At 45.4% G+C, this 20,199-nt stretch carries 13 protein-coding genes and 4 pseudogenes; 8 read left to right on the top strand and 9 right to left on the bottom strand.

Annotated elements, in window-relative coordinates; genetic code table 11:
• Positions 1-2: 2 nt before the first annotated feature.
• Positions 3-500: pseudogene (locus JCM11969_RS20760) on the top strand (DUF2798 domain-containing protein).
• A 250-nt stretch (positions 501-750) separates the two neighbouring features.
• On the opposite strand, the gene JCM11969_RS11135 reads toward JCM11969_RS20760, so the two are convergent.
• Together JCM11969_RS11135 and JCM11969_RS11130 are read right to left on the bottom strand one after the other, a co-directional pair.
• On the bottom strand, positions 751-2,718 hold the full coding sequence (locus JCM11969_RS11135) for a glycoside hydrolase family 127 protein (protein ID WP_054711287.1): 1,968 nt from the start codon (positions 2,716-2,718) through the stop codon (positions 751-753).
• A gap of 30 nt (positions 2,719-2,748) precedes the next feature.
• Positions 2,749-4,157 (bottom strand): annotated as a pseudogene (locus JCM11969_RS11130) (MFS transporter).
• A gap of 382 nt (positions 4,158-4,539) precedes the next feature.
• Between JCM11969_RS11130 and JCM11969_RS11125 the strand changes: the two are divergent.
• On the top strand, positions 4,540-5,505 hold the full coding sequence (locus tag JCM11969_RS11125) for an AraC family transcriptional regulator (protein ID WP_054711286.1): 966 nt from the start codon (positions 4,540-4,542) through the stop codon (positions 5,503-5,505).
• 11 nt (positions 5,506-5,516) lie between these two features.
• Entirely contained in the window at positions 5,517-5,717 is a 201-nt protein-coding gene (locus tag JCM11969_RS11120) for a hypothetical protein (protein ID WP_054711284.1), read from the top strand.
• A gap of 668 nt (positions 5,718-6,385) precedes the next feature.
• On the opposite strand, the gene JCM11969_RS11115 is transcribed toward JCM11969_RS11120, so the two are convergent.
• Both JCM11969_RS11115 and JCM11969_RS11110 read right to left on the bottom strand, forming a co-directional pair.
• On the bottom strand, positions 6,386-7,636 hold the full coding sequence (locus tag JCM11969_RS11115; protein WP_054711282.1) for an oligosaccharide MFS transporter: 1,251 nt from the start codon (positions 7,634-7,636) through the stop codon (positions 6,386-6,388).
• Between the two features lie 49 nt (positions 7,637-7,685).
• On the bottom strand, positions 7,686-8,660 hold the full coding sequence (locus JCM11969_RS11110; RefSeq protein WP_054711280.1) for a glycoside hydrolase family 43 protein: 975 nt from the start codon (positions 8,658-8,660) through the stop codon (positions 7,686-7,688).
• Between the two features lie 556 nt (positions 8,661-9,216).
• Here JCM11969_RS11110 and JCM11969_RS11105 point away from each other — a divergent pair.
• The 3 genes from JCM11969_RS11105 to JCM11969_RS11095 all read left to right on the top strand — a co-directional run bounded on the left by JCM11969_RS11105 (position 9,217) and on the right by JCM11969_RS11095 (position 10,712).
• Positions 9,217-10,107 carry an ArsR/SmtB family transcription factor gene (locus JCM11969_RS11105; RefSeq protein ID WP_054711278.1) on the top strand — a complete coding sequence of 297 codons (891 nt, stop codon included), beginning with the start codon at positions 9,217-9,219 and terminating at the stop codon, positions 10,105-10,107.
• A 72-nt stretch (positions 10,108-10,179) separates the two neighbouring features.
• A complete protein-coding gene (locus tag JCM11969_RS11100; RefSeq protein WP_054711276.1) occupies positions 10,180-10,452 on the top strand; it encodes a hypothetical protein in 273 nt (90 codons plus the stop codon).
• Positions 10,449-10,712 (top strand): type II toxin-antitoxin system PemK/MazF family toxin, encoded by a 264-nt coding sequence (locus tag JCM11969_RS11095; RefSeq protein ID WP_225353255.1) that lies wholly within the window; start codon positions 10,449-10,451, stop codon positions 10,710-10,712. The genes JCM11969_RS11100 and JCM11969_RS11095 overlap by 4 nt, the downstream gene beginning before the upstream one ends.
• 239 nt (positions 10,713-10,951) lie before the next feature.
• Here JCM11969_RS11095 and araA read toward each other — a convergent pair.
• From araA to JCM11969_RS11075, 4 genes and pseudogenes are all read right to left on the bottom strand, one after another.
• A pseudogene (araA, locus tag JCM11969_RS11090) lies at positions 10,952-12,378 on the bottom strand (L-arabinose isomerase).
• A 33-nt stretch (positions 12,379-12,411) separates the two neighbouring features.
• Positions 12,412-13,139, bottom strand: a pseudogene (locus tag JCM11969_RS11085) (L-ribulose-5-phosphate 4-epimerase).
• Between the two features lie 19 nt (positions 13,140-13,158).
• Positions 13,159-14,772: a xylulokinase gene (locus JCM11969_RS11080; RefSeq protein ID WP_054711274.1), complete on the bottom strand. Its 1,614-nt coding sequence runs from the start codon at positions 14,770-14,772 to the stop codon at positions 13,159-13,161.
• 246 nt (positions 14,773-15,018) lie between these two features.
• On the bottom strand, positions 15,019-16,104 hold the full coding sequence (locus tag JCM11969_RS11075; protein WP_054711271.1) for a GntR family transcriptional regulator: 1,086 nt from the start codon (positions 16,102-16,104) through the stop codon (positions 15,019-15,021).
• 773 nt (positions 16,105-16,877) lie between these two features.
• On the opposite strand from JCM11969_RS11075, the gene JCM11969_RS11070 reads away from it, so the two are divergent.
• The gene (locus tag JCM11969_RS11070; protein WP_054711270.1) at positions 16,878-17,387 is read left to right on the top strand and encodes a DUF7679 family protein; all 510 of its coding nucleotides are present in this window, start codon (positions 16,878-16,880) and stop codon (positions 17,385-17,387) included.
• Positions 17,388-17,892: 505 nt separating this feature from the next.
• A complete protein-coding gene (locus tag JCM11969_RS11065; protein ID WP_054711268.1) occupies positions 17,893-18,231 on the top strand; it encodes a hypothetical protein in 339 nt (112 codons plus the stop codon).
• A 2-nt stretch (positions 18,232-18,233) separates the two neighbouring features.
• Here JCM11969_RS11065 and JCM11969_RS11060 read toward each other — a convergent pair whose 3' ends face one another.
• Positions 18,234-19,643, bottom strand: a complete 1,410-nt coding sequence (locus JCM11969_RS11060; protein ID WP_054711266.1) for an NAD-dependent succinate-semialdehyde dehydrogenase — start codon at positions 19,641-19,643, stop codon at positions 18,234-18,236.
• Positions 19,644-20,199: the final 556 nt, after the last annotated feature.

Here is a 20,199-nt window from a genome sequence, read left to right as displayed (position 1 = left end):
CAATGCCAAGAAATTTAAAAGAAGAACTACTATTTACCGCAATGATGGCCGGTCTGATGGTTTTTGGAATGGTCGCCTATAATGTTGCCCTTGCCCAGGGTTTTGCGGGCACATACGCCGTAGATGTCCTCGCTGAATACCAGGTGGTCTCGCAGTTGCCGTTATCCTGGATCTGTTGTTCGTCGGACCAATTGCCCAAAAATTAGCATTTCGCTACATTATTAATGACTATATGAAACGCCACACGTTCCTGATCGGCATCACCATTTCTGTCATGATGGTGCTTGGATGGTATCCTGCATGTCCCTATTGCTGATCATGCTCATAATTTTGCCGGTAATATCTGGATCAACTACCTGCATACTTGGGGCTTTAACGTGATTGTTGCATTGCCGCTGCAGTTGGCGATCGTTGGACCGATTGCGCGGACTGTGCTTGGGAAGGTGCAGGGTGGCAGTGATGCAAGGGAAGCGGAAGTGCCGCGTGAGGACGTTGATTGATATTTTTAAACTACAAAGAGACCCTTCGGATTTTAAATCAAAAATTCCGAGGGGTCTCTTTGTTTCATTAACATATTACTACATGCTAAAGACTGTTTTTTAACGAAAGCTTTCTACTTTCAAAACCAACACTAAAAATAATACTAGGGTCTGGAATTGTGGCTCTCGCTTGTAAACAGTCATGGCGACGTGTTCTAATCTCACATTGCCGAAACGCGTTTCAGGAGGCGAGACTGCCTCCTTCCACGCGCTACTTATTTAACCAAACCCGCATCTGCCCATCTTCCCGATTAGCCCAAGCATAGTAAGGCACCAAGGTCATTTCGACCTGCTCACTCGCCTGCTCGTTATCCTCGGTATACAGATCAGCATCCGTACCATCCAGTTCTACCTTATCCGCGCTTACCTTGACCACACCGACCCCGTTCAACAAATCGGCATTGTAGGCATAACTTGGTTTTGTCTTGGTATCCACTTCGTAAGACCATAGCGGTGCTTTATTATCAGCTTGTTCAGCCGCGTAAACGATTGGGCCACGTTGGATAGCGACCTTGCCAAAATCAGCACTATCACGGTTGTTAGCCCGCATAAACTTCACCCGCATATCAAGAGACAGGTCAATCGTCACAGTCTTGTCACTCACATCAAGATAGATAAACCCATCCTCTACTGGCAAGGTCTTCACCTCACCGTTGATCTCCAAGCCAAATTCTTTTGACCAGGATGGAATTCGAATACCAAGTTTAAACGACTTGCCATTTGGATTTTTCACATCGTAATGAATTTCGCCATTCCACGGGAAGTTATTCGACTGATTGAGTTCAACGCCGTCTTCAAACTGAGCGTCGTTAGAAATAAACTGGTGCGACAGGATCGTATCATCCGTTACCGTGTACAGGTATTGATCAACTGACGTAATCAACCGTGCCAAATTAGCCGGACAGCAGGCACAACCGAACCAGTCGGCGCGGTGAGTCAACACGTGCGACTTACCAGGATTTCCCTTGCTGGCAGCTGGATCAGCCTCAAGCGGGTTCACGTAGAAGAAGTGTTTGCCATCAAGGGCCATTCCACTGATGGCACCGTTAAAGAGCTCTTTCTCCAAAACATCGGCGTACTCACCCTTTGCCCGAATGTTCAACATTTGTTTGGCAAAGAAGGACATTCCAACCGACGCACAAGTCTCGCCGTAATCGGTATCGTTTGGCAAATCATAATCATAGGTCACAGCTTCCCCAGTTGTTGTTTGACCGATGTTGCCTGTGATGTACATTTGTCGTTTAACAATATCATTCCAGAACCGGTCACAAGCAGCCAGCAATGCTGCATCTCGTGTGTAGCGAGCAACGTAAGCCATCCCAGTGCAAAGGTAAACGACGCGGACGGCATGCCCATGTGGGACCTTTTGATCCGCAATTGGCTCACCGGCCAAGTAGTATTCACGGGTAAAATCACGCATCCCAGGTATCAGGTCGCGGTCAACACTGTCGCCATCAAGCGCAATTTGTTTTTCGAAGAACGCTGGGTCTTGCCCACGCTGGTTCAAGAAATAGTGGGCCAGATCAAGATACTTCTGGTCGTCAGTTGCTTCATATAATCGTGCCAACGCCAATTCAATTTCGGGATGACCATCGTAACCCGGAATCTTGCCTTCTTCTAGGCCAAAGTTACGGTCGATGCAGTCAGCCATTCGGGTAGCAATATCCAAGGCTTTTTGGTTACCAGTGGCTTGGTAGTACGCAACACCGGCTTCAATATAGTGGCCCATTGTATAGAGTTCATGTGACTGTTGAAGTCGCTTAAACTTCCGCTCTGGCGCGTCGATTTGGAAATACGTTGACAGGTAGCCGTCCTCATCTTGTGCTTTGGCGATCAACTCAATGAGATTGTCAGTGATCGTTTTCAAATCAGCATTCGGCTGATAGCTAAATGAGTACGCTGCAGCTTCCAACCATTTGTAGACGTCAGTATCTTGAAATGGGAACCCGTAATGATGGCCTGCCATTTCGCCGGCCGCAATCTTGAGATTCGCAACGGCGTGACTATTCTTATCCTGACCGTTATTTTGCGGATCATCAGCAATCGCAATATCAGCTTCATCATTCATGACCTGCCATTGATAAGGCAGGACCTCTTTAACAACCAGCTCGCGATAGCGTTTCCAAAAATCAGACGTAATGTCGACGTGCTTTAATTTAGGTGTCGCGAAGACTTGCATTGAAAGTCCCTCTTTTCTCTTTTATGTCGATTATTCAGCGGCCTTTTCAGCTTCGGCATTCCGCTTTGCTAAATCAGCCTTAACGATTGGTTCGTGGTTTTCCCACTTCCGGTAAACGATAATCAAAATCAAGCTTACCGCGTAAATAATGACTGGAATCCAAACAAATGAGAATTTAATACCAGTCATACTTGCAGCCGTTTGGTGCGCCTTAGAAGCAGTAAACCCAGCGGCTTTCATAATCATGGAAGCGATGAATGACCCAAACCCAGAACCCATTTGGATACAGAATGAAGCACCGATCGCAGTCAGGAAGCCATTTGCACGGATATGGTTGCGCCATTCACCAAAGTCAACGGTATCACCAACCATGGCGAAGAACATCGTGCAGGCACTCCCAGAACCGATACATGCGATACACCAGCCGATCAAGCTGACGTCACGTTGGCACCGGCAAGCCCCATCCAAATTTGGCCAATCATTGTCAGGGCAAGCATAAACACTGTGGTTCCCCATTTATGCAGATACTTAGCAAAGAATGGGACGGCGGCCATCCCAAGCACTTGGATGATTGAAAAGCCGTTGAAGAATGAGGTTAAACTTGAATTGCCCAAATTGTACTGGAAGTAGTATGGCAACGCAGCGTTACGCTCCGTATAGGCTGTCCAGTAAATCAGGTTGGCTAACACGATAATGACCCATGGCCAGTTACCAGCTGCTGCTTTAAAACTTTCACGAATCGTAATAATTTTTTCTTCGGCGATGTTTTTTTCACGCATGTCGAGGAACGCAATGATCAGCAGGATAAACGCGATGATGGCGTAGACCCCAACGGCTAACGACCAACCGCGTTGTTGGTTGCCGTGCCCAAGCAAACTCGCAAATGGCATGATGAAGGTAACGGCGAAGAAGTTCCCAACGTTACCAAGAACCAGTCGAATGGAATTAGCTGACATCCGGTCATCAGAGTTTGATGTTAGATTGGGCAAAACTGACGTAATCGGTGTCGACATGGCTGTGTAGGACAAGTCAGCCAAGATGTAAGTTACCCCAGCGTAAACGATTTTTGCTGTGCCGCTCAGAGCTGGCGTTGTGAACAGTAACCAAACGAAAACAGCAAATGGGAGTGACATCCAGAGGAACCATGGCCGGTTCTTCCCATATTTACTATGAGTATGGTCGACTAAGATCCCCATGACTGGGGCACCAATGGCATCGAAGAAACGACCAACCAGTAGTAGGCCACCAGCTGTCCCAACGCCAAGTCCGAAGACATTTGTGAAGAAGTATAACATGTAAGAACTAATGATACAGTATAGCAGGTTCCCAGACATATCAGTGAACCCATAGGTGATTTTTCTGTGCCAAGGCAACCGGTCGTTGAGTAGTGAACTGGCAACGGCAGTGTGCTGATCGGCGTGGTCTGCATTTGCGCTCATAATTTAAGCCTACAACTTATAATTGAAAAAGCGTGATTCTTCAAAAAATAAAATGCGTCATTTGAAACGATATTGCTCGATTATCTACAATGCATGAATACGGGACAAGTCCTGCATTCCCTCCATATCCCGGGATGGATTTTTGCTTGCATCTATATAGTAAGCGTTTCCAAATTAACAAAAAAGGGCTATAATAGCAAAAAGGGTTACTGTTTCCGACTTAACCATTGTAAGTTGAGTTTACGAATGTTAAATTCATACTGAATCAGACGTTGATTAGAAACATTTTCGACATATAGTGACCATTTCAGATATTAAAACCAATTGTTCATTTTGAACTTTTAGTGACGGTTTCCGACATCACAAAAAGGAGGTTATGATTGTGTTATTTTCTACATTTACGCTTTCAAAAACACTGCTCTTTTATAAAGGTGGCGAATTCAAAGACGAAGGACCTTGGCAACATAAAGAGATGTTTCACAAGGGCGACTATGAACTTATTTTTTGTATTAATGAGCCTTTATATCTAGAAGTCGGGCAGCAACAGCTCGTGTTGCATAAAAACGAGATCCTGATCGTCCCACCCTTTACGAAGATGGTCGGCTATCAAAAATCAACTGATATCGACTTTTACTGGCTGCATTTCTTCTCTCAGCAGCCTGAACAGCTGTTAAATGTCCAAGCACAGGACCTCTTTCCGCGGGTGCAAACCAAGGATACCGATCACACGGATAAGGAGTTGTATTTACCGCTGGTGTTTAAGCTGGTCGATGCGGACCAAACAACGATCTTAATTCATCAGATCTTGTCAATTCACAACGAATTATCGTTTATCGAAGAACGCGACTATTTGGTATCAGCGCTCCTCATTCAGCTCTACAACACCTACTGGCATAACTTTGATCCAGATAATGAAAGCTCGCGAATCGACAACGTAAAGGAGTGGATTCGCGCCAACATTACCAATGACCTCACCGTTGCAGAAATTGCGGATAAGGTGCATTTAAATCCTGATTACCTCACCCGGCTGTTTAAAAAATACACCGGCATGTCAACACTCAAGTACCTCAATCACATTAAGATCGAAGTCGCTACCCTGTTGCTCATTCGAACCGAAATGTCCATCAAGGAGATCGCCTACAATTCATACTTCAACGACCCGAAAGTCTTCATGCGCAAGTTCAAGGCTGAAATGGGGCTCTCCCCTTCCGAGTACCGCAAGTGCAATAACTCAATTCACCTCAACAATCCACATGTCGATCCACAGATTCCCATTCCAAAACGAATCGCGGATTCCATCGACTACATTCCAGAAAACGGCAGTCTGCCAGAAACTTTACAGCCATAGGAGGCACTATCATGAAACTCTTTACCAAACACTTCGCCGGACAATCCATCGTTTCTTGGGTCCTTCAGATCATCCTGATCTGGATCGCCTGGGCCGTTAAATCTGGTCAAATTGCAAATAACCTCACCACGATTTTCGGTGCCGGCATCGTGCTCGTGCTCATCTACGTTAGTTTTTCATTGGATCGACGCGGGAATCGCGGGAAGGAATAATAGCGTAGCGCCTAGGGCTTATCACCCTGGGCGCTTTTTTGGGCAATGATGGGTAAAATAGGCCGTTATAGTCCGTTACATTCCGCAATTTGGCCCGGCATCGAAGTGGTTCGATACCGGGCCAAATTGCTGCATTCCACTGACATTGTGCACCCTTTTTACTACTAGTTAAGTATCACAATGGCGTTAAAACTAGTTTGGAGAGAATCCGCCCTCGACTGCTATTAAGGACACTGGCAGCAATGCTTCTCCCAATGTGCTAGGCACCAGTAACGCTTAATTAACAGGTTTCATGACGCCACTTTTGAAGCCTCGCCATCTAGGAACATAATTACAGGTATCGTAGCGGAGTGGAGTGGAACTGTTCGGCATTGCAGGCTGTGTTGTCGGTGATAGTTGATGTCCGTACTTTGGTCATTTACTATTACGGAAGACGTAGGAGCTATTGAATTTCTGAAAGGAAATTCAATAGCTCCTACGCGACCCCACTTCAGCCTGCAGGGCCGAACGGTGGAACGGAGCGACAAGGCAGTTCCAGTTAATAATCGCCTTTTGACATGTTCTAAAAAGGGACCCCAAGAATATTCCTGGAGTCCCACAAGTAAGTGAAAGTGTTTTAAAGTTTACTATTTATGAAAATCGCGTTTCTGCATTGTTTGCGGCAATGGTTATTCTTTCTTAGCTGCAACTTCACCAGCTTGAACTGGGTCTTCCTTCGTTAAGAAGAGGGCAGCGATGATGGTTGCAACGGCAACAATGGCGCCCAAGATGAAGTACGTGTGTTGGAAACCAATTGAGTCGTACAAATTACCGGCAACAGTTGAGAAGATGAAGACGGATATTTGCTTAGCAAAGTTCGACGACAACGCGTAAACGGTGGCGTAGACACGGATATCGAAGGCTCCGGCAATGTACTTCATGATTGAAGTTAAGACCAAAGGCATTTCGAAGCCGGCAAGCAAACGAAGGATGATAACCAGTGCGGCACTTGGTGCTAAGGCACTACCGACGATCCGGATGCAGAGGATAACCCCGTAGGCAATCAAACCATTACGTGAACCGATCTTGTTGATCAACCATGGCATTGGGAACATCAGTAAGAATTCCAAAGCAATTTGTGCAGTAGTTGTGTAACTGTAGGCCGTGGTTGCGGCAGCAGTTGTGTGGAAGAACGTCTTGAAGAAGATAACGAATTGTTGGTCGAACACATCGTACAAAGCTGAAGTCCCAATGTAGAAGATCGATAAGATCCAGAAGTTACGGATCTTGAAGATTTGACCAATTAAACTCCAGTCCAATGAGTCGCTAGTGTCACCAGCAGCGGCGGCATTTTCCATGTGGATCTTATCACTGAAGGTGATCGTCAAGGTCAAGATGATCCCCATTACAGTACATGCCCAAAAGATTGAGTTTGGTGACCAGAGGAATAACTTCCCACCTGCAAATGAGGCACAGGCACCGGCCAAGGAACCACCCATCCGTGAGTGGGCATATTCAAACTTGTTAGCCAGACTAGCACGTTGGACATATTGTTCAACAACGGCAACCCCACCATTGAACACGAAACTGAGGAAGATACCAGTAACAACGGCAACTAACGCAGCGTTAATGTGAACTAATGGTAAGAATAACCACTGGAAGTACGGTCCAATTAAAATTGAGGCAATCGCAATGATGACCAGTAAGTTCTTTTTGAACACAAGGCGGTCAGAGATGATCCCAAAGATTGGTTGGAAGATCAGTGACATGAAGGCCATCATTGAGAAGACGAACCCAGCTGTGGTTCCGTCCAAATGACCCTGTTGTTCCATCCAGAGGGTTAAATACCCGTTAATAATTTGCCACTGGAAGAAGTAAGTAAAATCGGTGACTGGAAAGCCCCAGAAATCTTTTTTCTGTCTTGGTTGTGTATTATCCAAGATAATTCACTCCATTTCTATTCGGTATAAACTTGACGGTTTAGATTGATTAATCGTAATTGTAAGGAACTGGCTTGCCAAAGTTTGGTGTGCCATCGTCGTTCCAAGTAAATGGTTGAACCTTTGTATGACGATTTGGATCATACAATGGATCACCCTTGATCTCGGTGTAATCGCGGCAGTGGTAGACCATAATATCGGTTTCGCCATCTTCAGCGATCGTAAACGAATTGTGACCTGGGCCATATTGATGGGTTGCTAAATCGCTCTTAAAAACGGGTTCCTTTGACTTTGCCCAATTAGCGGCATCGAGCAAGTCGGCGTCGTCACTGACAGTCAGCATGCCCATGGCGTAGTTCTCATCGGTAGCGCTTGCAGAATAGGTTAAGAAGTAACGACCGTTGCGGTGAATAATAGCTGGTCCTTCATTGACCCAGAAGCCGATAATTTCCCAATCGAATTCTGGCTTAGACAACATGACTGGTTTCGTCTTGAGTGTCCAAGGATTTTCCATTTCAGCAATGTATAAGTTGGAATTACCGCGAATGGCCTTATCTTTTTGAGCCCAAACGTAATACAATTTGTCGTTAGCTTCAAAGCACGTGGCATCCAGGCAGAACGTATCCTTGTCGGTAACGACTTGGCCGTGTTCAAACCAGTTGTCCTCGTTTTCCATTGGGTTTTCAGCATCGCACTCGATACAGAACATCCGGTGTTGAAACATCCCGTTTTCGTCTAGCGCAGTGGTTTCAGCCGCTGCAAAATAGACGAACCATTTGCCATCAATATAGTGCAGTTCCGGCGCCCAAATCAGCTGACTCATGGGACCGCTTTCATGTTTACGCCAAATCGTTCTTGGTGCAGCATGTGCTAGGCCGGCTAATGTTTTAGCTCGACGGATTTCAATCAAGTTATAGGCTGGCACTGAAGCTGTGAAATAGTAGTAACCATCAGTGTGTTTGTAGATATATGGATCTGCCCGTTGAACAATGAGCGGATTGATATATTGATTTGTGTTCGCCATGTTTTACGATCTCCTTAAGACTTTTATCACTACGTAGCTTGTTCCTCTTGTGCACGGTTTTATCATAAAATGAGCCGAAAGCGATTACAATATGCTTTTTGATGTTTTAGTGTGTTTTTTTGATTACTAGCAACCTTTTTATTGTTAAAAACGCAATCATTGACCTATTTCATCCTAATAAACCATATAAACTATCATTTTATACTGATGAATTTAAAATCGAAATAAATATTTATTGAATAAATCAAGGAATTTTCATCTGATTAGTTGGCTTAAAAAAACTAAACAAAATCATAATATTGTCAGCAACAGGCATCAATCAATCGCCTATAAATCAGCTTATATTTCGATAATTCATTTAAAATTTCAATGGTGCAAACGCATCTAAATAATATATCGCATGAATTTCCATACTAATTCCAAACTATTTTGCTATTTTAGTTTTAAAACAATAAAAGCATTGGTAAAATGAACTTGTCCAGTTAAATTACGATTCAATCTCAATATAATTATTGTTACTTAATTAACAATCAACCTTATTATTGGAGGCATTCCCATGGAAGCGGATATCACATTAAGCTCTCTTCCCGTCTATAAAGCACTTGCTAGTCCAGTTCGACTGCGCATCATTCAAAAACTCTCAGCACGTAAGATGAGCGTGCATGACCTTTCCAGCGAGTTGGGACTGAGCGGCACCATTGTGTTACAACATCTCAACAAACTCGCGGATGCAGGTATTATCAAATTTGAACGTATCGGCCACAATAAGGTATCGCGTTTGACTGTTGATAACATCAACGTGCATTTTCCTCAGACCATTTACCCGGAATTTGACTCTTACAAAACCGAGGTCCCCGTTGGCCACTTTACGAACTTTTCGGTCAAGCCTTCGTGTGGCCTCGCTGGTAAAACGGACTATATCGGCAAGGTCGATAACGCCGCCTATTTTATGGACCCTGATCGCATCTCGGCAGGCATGATCTGGTGGTGCAACGGCTTTGTGGAATACCAATTCCCAAATTATTTAACTGCCAAAAACAACGTTGAGATGATCGACCTTGCAATGGAGCTAGGCTCAGAATTTCCCTTCTCTAACAACGTTTGGCCCTCAGACATCACCTTCTACATTAACGGTACCGAGATCGGCACATGGACCGCACCAGGCGACTTCTCAGACACCCGTGGTAAGTACACGCCTGAATGGGTACCAGACAACGTGAACCAGTATGGCATCCTTAAAACGCTGCGCCTGACCCACGACGGCAGTTTTCTAGATGGCCAGCCGTTTACTGACGTCAAACTCGAAGATATCGATACAAGCCGCGACACGTTTGCTGTTCGGCTTGGTATCAAGAAAAACGCCAAGAATAACGGTGGTTGTACGATCTTTGGTCGTGGCTTTGGGAACTATAATCAAGACATTGAAATGAAGTTGTTTTATAGTTAATGATTCAAATCAAAAGACTCGCTTTTTTAAAATTTTTGTATATACTTGTAATTACAGAAAGAGGTGGCTAACTTGGCAACTAAATCAACTGAAAAAATTCTTGGTGAATTTGCTACACGACGAACCGGTAATTCATTGACACTAACAGTCCCGAAAAGTGCTGGTGTTCCTGAAGGAAAAAAGTTTATTCTCGTTTCCAAAGATGATGATACTTTAGAATATCGAGCTGCCAAAGATAATCCATGGCTTGATGGCACTTACTCGGATATCGATTTTCGTTCCGAACTAGACCGAGTCGGCAATTACGGTCTGGAATCACCCATTGGGAAGGAGAAACCTGAGTGAGTCCAAAACAAGGTGACCTCATTTACATTGACGCTGAACCCCATATCGGCCACGAGGAAGGCGGACACGATCCGGCGGCAGGTAACATTAAGCAGCCGATGGTCGTTATCTCAAATGATGGCTATAACCAACAAACAGGCATGGTTGTCTGTATGCCGATAACATCCAAACAAGTTGAAAATAGGCGTATGTATGCCCCGATAGCCGATTTTGATAGTGGCATCAAGCTCAATCATCTTATTTCAAGTGCCAAATTATGATTTTGTGGGCAGACATGGTGAAGTCGTCGGCAAAATTAGTAATACCGTTCTAAATCGGCTGATTGACTTTGCAAAGACAATTTATTAACAATGAAACGACAAAACAGCGTTCAGATTCTTGTAATGACAAGAACCTGAACGCTGTATTTTTGGTTAGCAATAGTTTCAATATCAAATAAAAAGCCCAAGAGTTGGGCGTTCTTGGGCTTTTTATATCAGATTGAGGGGTAAAACTTCGATTACTTGATGTTGATCAAGTGCAAGTTAACCATGTTAGCAAAGTCTTCTACTTGTTGGGCAGTAACGCCAAATGAGAAAACCGTGTGGTGGCCGCCACCGTTTTGGATCCATTGAGTAGCGCCTTCCTTGAGGCCTGCTTTAGGCGTCCATAATTGCTTAGCAACAGGCAGCTTTGGTGTTTCGTCAGCCTTATTTGCAGTGACTTCGTACATGATCATCCGATATTCGTCACCGAAATCAGCTAAGGTCACGTCAATGGCGTCGCCTTCGTCACCGGTGAAGACCAACCGAGCAGGGTCTTCCTTGCCACCGATGTCCAATGGGTGTACTTCGATCTTTGGCTTGTCAGAAGCAAGTGTTGGATCGACTTCGAGCATGTGTGAACCGAGAATGGCTTCGTGGCCCTTCCGCAGATCAAGGGTGTAGTCTTCCATGAATGCTGTCCGCTTGTTATGGCTGATGATCTTCATCAAACGATCCAAAGCGGCGGTCTTCCAGTCCCCTTCACCTGCGAAACCATAGCCTTCAGCCATCAACAATTGTGTTGCCAGACCAGGTAATTCTTTCATACCGTACAGGTCTTCAAAGTTATCTGAGAAGGCGGTGTACCCGTGCGCATCCATGAACCGCTTCAACCCAAAGTATTCGCGAATTTGGTACTTCACGTGGTCTTCAAAGAAGGCTTCGTCGTTACCGCCGGCACTTGGGTTCATGGTGTAAGTCTTCGCTAATTCAGCATACTTTTCGTCGATATCAGCATCCGTCACCTTGTTCATTTCTTCAACGAGATCGCCAACGGCATAGTAGTCAGCAGTCCAGCCAAGTTGAATCTGGCTTCGATCTTGTCGCCATCAGTCACAGCAACGTTGCGCATCTTGTCGCCAAATAAAACAACCTTGATCTTGAAGGATTCGTTGTAAGCCACGGCAACGTCTTGCCAATCAGCAATCTCTTGCTGGGTCTCTTCGTCACCCCAGTAGCCGTAAACGACCTTGTTGTTTAACCGGAGACGCGCATTGATAAAGCCGTATTCGCGGTCACCATGAGCGGACTGGTTCAGGTTCATGTAGTCCATGTCGATGCTGTCGTAAGGAATGTAGTTCAAATATTGGGTTGCGAGATGCAACAGCGGCTTTTGCAACAATTGCGTGCCGCGGATCCACATCTTAGCTGGGCTAAAGGTGTGCATCCAGGTAATGACACCGGCAACGGAATCATCATGGTTGGCATCCTTCATCAGTTTCGTGATGTTGTCAGCAGTGGTTGCTGTCAACTTAAATTCAATTGGGTAAGGCAGGTTGCCTGAAGCATTAAGCTTCGCAACAATGTCCTTAGCGTCATTTTCAACGGACTTTAATTGTTCGTCCCCGTATAAGAATTGGCTCCCGGTAACGAACCAAAATTTGTAGTCTGGTGTTTCGATCATGATTTTATTCTCCTTTTAAGGTTAGTTTTTAAATTAAGACCGTGCTGCGTGGTCCTTTGAATGTGCATTGTTTTGACCGTAGTAGGCATTAGCACCGTGCTTACGGTAGTAGTGCTTATCTAACAGGTATTGCGGCAGTTCAGAACTTTGATGCGTCAGTTCCATGGTGTGGAAGTCTTCTTCTGCGACCACTTCAAGGACCTTGGAATTATAAACGGCCTTGGCTGGTGTCGGCCCCCATGCGAAGGCCCATGTTGGCTCACGAGGGCTGCTGGCACAGCTTCGTAATCTAGACCGCGTTCGTTAAAGGTCTTCACAATGGTCTTACCCGTGTTGCCTTCATAGTCGGCTTCGATTTCTTCTTGCGTCAATGCATCCGCAGCCGGCACATCCCCAAAGAATGTGTCCGCATGCGTGGTGTTCATGGCCGGGATGTCCATCTTAGCAGCCGCAAAGGAAACGGCCCATGGAGAGTGGGTGTGAACGATCCCGCCGATATTTGGAAAATGATTGTACAGGTACGTATGAGTTGGGGTATCGGAAGACGGGTTCATTTCACCTTCAACCACTTCCCCTTTTAAATTGACGACGACCAGGTCTTCAGGCTTTAAAGCGTCATAGTCCACGCCTGATGGCTTGATGACAAACAATCCTTTTTCGCGGTCGATACCTGAAACGTTCCCCCAGGTAAAGGTCACGAGGCCGAGTTCCGGCAACTGCATGTTTGCTTCATAAACTTCTTGTTTTAAGGCTTCTAGCATTTCTTAATGGACTCCTTTATTAAAGATCAATTGATTGGGTGGCTGCTAATTCAACGTTCAAGCCTTTCTTATAGGCTTCGATGAACGCGTTGCATCCACTAACACCAGCCGGATCAGGGTTGACCGTGGTGGCCTCTGGGTCAGCAAAGACTTTGTGATCCAAGAAATCTGCCAGGTCTTCAACGCCCGGCTCAGTTGCCTTGGCTAGCGTGTATAACCCAAGAACGGCCATGCCCCATGGGCCACCTTCACCGGCATTGCTCATGACGGTGATTGGTGTATCCAACGCATCAGCCAACACCTGTTGACCGATCTTAGGGGTCTTAAACAGCCCACCCTGGGCAATAAACACGTCTGCTTTAATGTGCTCTTCATTCGCCAAAATATCGTTGCCGATCTTTAACGGTGCGAAAGCAGAGTACAGATGTGTCTTCATGAAATTCGGTAGGTTGAACTTGCTATTCGGTGTCCGGACAAACATTGGCCGGCCTTCAGGCATCTTAGTGATGTTTTCACCTGACAGGTAGGCGTAACTGAGCAGGTCACCGGCATTGTCATCCGCACGAGTCGTACTGTCAAACAGCGCACCGTACAAATCATTTGGCTTGAGATCAACACCGATTTCCTTGGCAAATTCACCAAACAAACCGACCCAAGCGTTGATGTCTGATGAACAGTTGTTGGTGTGCACCATGGCAACGGGTGCGCCATCTGGTGTGGTCACCATATCGATATCGCGGTGAACGTTGGCCATTGGTTGGTCCAAGACCACCATCGAAAAGGCGGATGTCCCAGCGGAAATATTCCCGGTGCGTTTCCGAACCGCGTTGGTCGACACCATCCCAGTCCCAGCATCACCCTCAGGTGGTGCCATCAGCGAACCGGCCTGCAGTTCACCAGACGGATCCAATAACTGAGCACCGGCAGCGCTGAGCGTTCCAGCCGTTTCACCCGCTAATTTGATTTCAGGTAAAATGGCTTTCAAATTACAAAGATACTGGCGAACACCGCGTTGTTGATTGAATTGGTCAATCATTTTTTCTGAGTAATCTTGGGTGTCGTCATCAATTGGAAAGACCCCAGACGCATCGCCAATACCCAGCACTTTTTCGCCGGATAATTGCCAGTGCACGTACCCAGCAAGGGTCGTGATGAAATCAATGTCTTTCACATGATCTTCCTGGTTAAGAATTGCTTGATAAAGGTGCGCAACGCTCCATCGTTGTGGAATGTTAAAATCAAACAGTTCCGTCAGCTCATCCGCTGCCTGCTCGGTAATATTGTTTCGCCAAGTCCGGAAAGGCACTAACAGATTGCCTTCCTTATCGAATGGCATGTACCCATGCATCATTGCACTCACGCCAATCGATCCGATCTTCGTCAAAGACACACTGTACGTCTCGCGAACTTCCTTGGCCATTTGCGCATAACTGGTATGGATGCCTTCCCAGATGTGATCAACTGAGTAGGTCCAAATGTTGTTCACTAGTTCGTTTTCCCAGGTATAGTCCCCGGACGCGACCGTCGTGAAATCGTCTGCGACTAGCACAGCCTTGACACGGGTCGACCCCAGTTCAATCCCCAGCGAAAGTTGTCCGTTTAAAATTTTTTCTTTAATCTGGCTTGTTTCCATGTCTGATTCCTCCAGATAACAGCTCGTGGGTTAAATTTATTAATACATTAATCGCTTACAACTTGAATTTTATTATATTTATACTAATAAATCAATGTATTTTATATTTATACGGACACTAGCAATTGTGACTGTACCTCTAAATGCTGTGAGATTAGGCATCAAGCCATACTTTGTTCTTTAAATTTTTTGGCACAAAAAGCCTCGGGGTCTTTATTTGACCTCGGGACGCTTTAAGAGAACACTTTAATTGATTTTTTTAACTGAATCGCGGACAACCATTTCCGGATCGTAAACAATCGATTTGGTAGGCTTTTTACTGATCAAATTCATCAATAGTTGGGCTGCATCATGCCCCATCCGCTCTTTTTCATGACTCATGGTCGTGATTGCTGGATCGATGTACCGGACAACGTTATAGTCATCAAACCCCGTGATTGAAATATCGTCCGGAATGCGTAAGTTCAACGACTTGACCATATCGATGACGCGAATTGCCAGCTGGTCATTATAGCAAACAATGGCCGTCGGACGACTATTGGATTTCACCGCGTGTTCGATCTTCGCCAAAATCTGTTTGATCGGGTCCATTGACTGATACATGATGATATTAGACTTCAACGCGATCGCCGCGTGCTCTTGGTAGGCCTTGATAAACCCGTTCATCCGGTTGACCCCTTGCACATCATCCACCTGAAACACCCCTAGGATGCGCTCGTGGCCTTGATCGATCAGATAATTCGTCAATTTCGCCATGGCACCCTCATCATTGGTGGTCACCGATGGCGCGTTCAATTCTGGCAAATCATAGGTTGCGTTAATGAACACCACTGGCAGTCCCAGCTCCGCAATCTTGTCATACAAATCGCGGTTCGCCGTTGGAATCGTACTTTGAGTGGGTTCAATAATCAAGCCAGTAACGTTGCTCTGCAACATGGTTGTCAGTGAGCGCCGTTCGAGTTTCGGGTCGTTATGCGTATTCGCCAACAGGATTGAAAACCCATTATCAGAAATGATCTGGTCCGCCCCGCTAATGATGCTGGGAAAAATATAATTGGCAATATGAGTTGCAATCACGCCAATCATCCGGTTTGAATTGTTTTTATTAGCTTGTGCGGTTTGCCAGTCGTTCACATACATGCCGCCACCCTGAATCCGGTAAACAAAATCCTCATTTTCCAAATCTCCGATTGCCCGGCGAACTGTGTACCGGCTGACGTTGTAGTCATTCATTAATTCCGTTTCGGTGGGCAGCTTATCTCCGATTGCGTAAGTGCCGGCAAGGATCTTTTCCTTAACGCCGTCCTCCACAATTTCATATTTTGCTTGCATAGTCTTAACTCCAATTGCTTGCCGGTAGTCCCCTAGCGCTGCTGCCGGGTGCATAATTTTTTGTCGCTCAATTAATGTATGCTTTCCAGTATAGCAAATTTATTCGGTGACTGACCAATAAATACAAGAATAATCTGGCTTTCATTACGCATTGTCGTCACAAAAAGGTGACTTTTCCTGTTATATCAGGAAAAAGCCACCTTTGAATTTATTGGAACCAGTCAGTCGTTTTTATAACCAGCGCTAGTCATTTACGGGTCGACGATGCAGGATCATATCATCGATCACTGTGATGATGCCCAGAAGAATCATCGCAATGTCCAACCAGAAGTAAATACTCGAAACGGCCTCACTTAAGAGACTGCCAGCCCCATGACGAGTACGACAATGCCTAACCAGAACTGAACATTTTTATAGAAGGTACGGTTAAATTTTAGCTGTTTATTCATTTCCTAGACCTCTTTTCGCGGTGATGGTCACGCTTTGTTAATTGGACTCATTGTGACGCAATTTTTATCCGAATGCAAGCGGTTACGAGATTGTCCAGTCACCATTAGTCGGTCAGAACAGCCATTAATCAGTGTTTCTGGTCTTAAATTTATTCTATAAATTATTTTTTCGACTTGAAATAGTTATCAAAAACAGTAATAATAGCCTCTAAACTCAAAAATGACCACTTAGAACACCTATAAAAGGTGCTTGCTTTATCCTAACGACTAGCATAAAGTAATTAATGGTAGCGCTATCATTAGACAAAAAGGGGGATCAGCAAAATGACCGAACAACTGTGGTGTGCCAAAATTGAACGGACGGATGGGCAAACCATCGCTTACCGGCTCTCTGGTGACCTCCAGCACGCTTTAGACATTGACGTTGCTGGTCAACGGCATCTGTTGCACGGTCTTATTGTCATCCCTCTGGCACCATATATCTTTGCCAAACCAATGGGAACCAAAGACGATGTGTTGCCCCCATACGGTGTTGGATTCGTCACACAGATCTACCAGCAAGCGCGTGACGAAGCCATTGTGCTGATGCCAACGCGCAGTCAGTTCATCGACCACGTCTACTGGCCAAAGGATACTCGCGAAAATGTGCGGACTTATTTACAGCATGATTACGCCTGGCTCAATAAAAAACAGATCGATGCTGATATCGATTACTGGCAACAAAGAGAAAATAAACAGCAATGCCGACCCAATCCATTCTGGCACGTTGTTTCTGATTATCGAATTCAGCGGCATTTGCGGCGAATTAAGGCTTATCGCCGGCATCATGAGTGACACATATAGTAAAAACGCCATCCTGGTAGGTGGCGTTTTTGATTGAAGATTTTAAGGATGAAATGAGTGCCTATTTGAGTGTGATGCTTTTTACACCAAAACCGAAGTACTTTATGGAAAGAAATCTTCCATATGTTGAGTGATTAAGAATGAGCTATTAGTTCGCTTTGTTCCGCCGTTCGGCCCTGCAGACTGAGGTGGGGTTCGCTCCGTAGCTATTGAATGTCTTGGCATAAATTCAAGGATCTCCTACGTCTCCCTTGTTCGTAACCGGCTAAAAGACAGCCGTTAGCGACCACCGAGCCTACAATGCCGAACATCTACACTACAATACTTAAATAGTCAGCATAGATGGTATATTTTCATAAATGGTGTCATGAGATCGGTTAATTAATCGTTACCAGTGACTAACACTTTGTCTGAAGCATTGCTGTCAATGGCCTTACTAGCAGTCAGGGGCGGATTCTCCGCAAACCAGTTTTAACACCCTTGTGATGCTTAACTAATGGCAAAAATTGAACTCAATGTCAGTGGAATGGCGCAATTTGGCACGGTGCTGTGGTGTCGACATCAGTTAGCGACCGTCCCTGAGCCGGTTACTGATGTGCGAGTCGATGAAGATCCATTCGAGAGCTGCGTAGCAGAAATCGAATTAGCTTCATCGCGAGCCACTTCGATGCCGTGCCAAATTGCGGAATGCAACGGACTATCACCTAACACTGGAAAAATCCTTCAGGGTGCCATAGACACGCGTTTTTCCGCGCACTCAAAAAAAGACAGCCAGCACGCACTTGCTGACTGCCCCATGTTTCTAAAGGAGGATGTTACTTATCATGTTACCTAAGTTTAAACGAATCCGCCGAACGTGTTATCCATATCGACGTAATCCTTTTCGTTGACCATGATCATTTCTGGGTTGACGAAGGTTTCAATGCCTAATTTACCCAGCTCACGGCCGTAGCCAGAGTTCTTGATACCGCCAAATGGCAGTTCAGGAACGGTACCACCAAAGTTGTTGACGAAGACCATCCCGGTTTCAACCTTACCAGCAACTTCTGCGGCGTGGTTCGGGTCGCCGCCGAAGACGATGCCACCCAAGCCGTAGTTTGAGTCGTTGGCTAAATCAATGGCTGCCTGTTCATCCTTAACCTTGTAAATTTGACCAACTGGGCCGAAGAATTCAGTCCAGTAAGCGGAGTTGTCGCGGTCAATGTCGGTCAGAATGATTGGTTCGAAGAAGTTGTTATCCATATCTTCGTTAACTTCGCCAAAGGCCAACGTTGCGCCATCATCCAAAGCAGCCTGAACCTTCTTGATCAAACCGGCCTTGGCCTTGTTGGTGCTCAATGGGGCCAACGAGGTGTTTGGATCAAGCGGATCACCCGTCTTAGCCTTGCTGAAGGCGTCCTTCATCATTTGTAAGACTTTATCGTAGTTCTTTTCAGTCACGATAAATCGCTTAGATGAGGTGCAGACCTGGCCAGCGTTATACAAACGTGCCTTACCAATGATCTTGTTGACTTCATCAAGATTGGTATCATCCAAAATGATAAATGGATCGCTCCCACCTAATTCTAGTGAGCTCTTCTTTAAATTACGGCCAGCTTCAGCAGCAATTTCCTTCCCGGCACGTTCTGAACCGGTCAGGGCAACACCTTGAACCCGAATATCAGCAATGATCTTGTTGACTTGGTCGTAGTTGATAAACAGGTTGACACAGGCACCATCTGGCGCGCCAGCAGCCTTAACCGCAGCTTCAAAGGCAACGGCTGAACCTGGGGTGTTACTTGCGTGCTTGTATAATAGTGGGTTTCCGACTAAGAAGTTTGGCGCGAATACCCGCATCATTTGATAGAATGGGAAATTCCATGGTTCAACGGCCATAACGATCCCCATTGAATGATTTTCAACGTGGGCGTATCCCATAACGGTCTCAATGGGTTCCTTCTCTAAGAAGCGCTCACCTTGAGCAGCGTAGTATTCAGCAATGGCCGCACAAATGGCAACTTCACCCTTGGCTTCCTCAAATAACTTCCCCATGTCTTCAACTAAAACGCGCGCTAATTCATCGCTGTTATCAGTAAAATATTGAGAAACTTGGTGTAAAATCTTAGCCCGTCCTTCAACAGGTTCGTTACGCCATTGCTTGTACAGCGCGTGAGCCTTCGTCAGGGTTTCCTCAACGTAAGCATCGTCGTGATTTTCATAGGTTTTAACAACTTTGTTTGTATACGGATTGATTGTTTGGTAAGCCATTTAGTTGCTTCCTTTCTCTCGTGGACTAGTGCAGGTTACCTTTTGTAACCGTTGCCAATAGTATAGAAGCATAGTTTGTTAAAATCAATAAGAAAGATTGATGTAGTAGTGTGTTCGGTTTCACAAGTGGTGCTAGTTATCGAATGGTATAGCCATTTATCAGACGCGTGTTTCGGTGGAGTCGTTGATGCTGTTTTTGGTGATTGATGTAAGCTGGAAATGTTGCAAGTGATGCAAGGTACATGTGAGTGAACTTTCATTTTAGAAAGTTTTTTGGAGGCTTTCATTTGTGTTTCATTAGGGGTTTGTTTGGCATATGTATTGGGACTTGTTTTTGATTTTTTGGATTGGGGACGTCCTTCCTCCGCAATTGATGTTTAATTTAACTTTGACTAAAAATACAGTCTTCACCGCGCACTCATGTCCTCGAGACTAAACGTGCTACACGGGGCAAGGAGTTGCACCTAGGGGACTTCGACCACCAAAGCCAAGCCCAGGCTTTACTGGTCAAAGTCCCCTAGGCTCCACTCCTTAACCGCCCCTGGTTTCACACTCT

The organism is Secundilactobacillus paracollinoides DSM 15502 = JCM 11969 (assembly GCF_001311135.1).
Classification (GTDB): Bacteria; Bacillota; Bacilli; order Lactobacillales; family Lactobacillaceae; genus Secundilactobacillus; species Secundilactobacillus paracollinoides.
The sequence above is the reverse complement of the archived record's forward strand: the minus strand, read 5'-3'. Positions and strand labels throughout refer to the sequence as shown.

Bases quoted from the DNA above. Each gene is read 5' to 3' on its own strand.
- JCM11969_RS11135 (WP_054711287.1), bottom strand. From the start codon at position 2,718: ATGCAAGTCTTCGCGACACCTAAATTAAAGCACGTCGACATTACGTCT.
- JCM11969_RS11120 (WP_054711284.1), top strand. From the start codon at position 5,517: ATGAAACTCTTTACCAAACACTTCGCCGGACAATCCATCGTTTCTTGG.
- JCM11969_RS11110 (WP_054711280.1), bottom strand. From the start codon at position 8,660: ATGGCGAACACAAATCAATATATCAATCCGCTCATTGTTCAACGGGCA.
- JCM11969_RS11105 (WP_054711278.1), top strand. From the start codon at position 9,217: ATGGAAGCGGATATCACATTAAGCTCTCTTCCCGTCTATAAAGCACTT.
- JCM11969_RS11080 (WP_054711274.1), bottom strand. From the start codon at position 14,772: ATGGAAACAAGCCAGATTAAAGAAAAAATTTTAAACGGACAACTTTCG.
- JCM11969_RS11075 (WP_054711271.1), bottom strand. From the start codon at position 16,104: ATGCAAGCAAAATATGAAATTGTGGAGGACGGCGTTAAGGAAAAGATC.
- JCM11969_RS11070 (WP_054711270.1), top strand. From the start codon at position 16,878: ATGACCGAACAACTGTGGTGTGCCAAAATTGAACGGACGGATGGGCAA.
- JCM11969_RS11065 (WP_054711268.1), top strand. From the start codon at position 17,893: ATGGCAAAAATTGAACTCAATGTCAGTGGAATGGCGCAATTTGGCACG.
- JCM11969_RS11060 (WP_054711266.1), bottom strand. From the start codon at position 19,643: ATGGCTTACCAAACAATCAATCCGTATACAAACAAAGTTGTTAAAACC.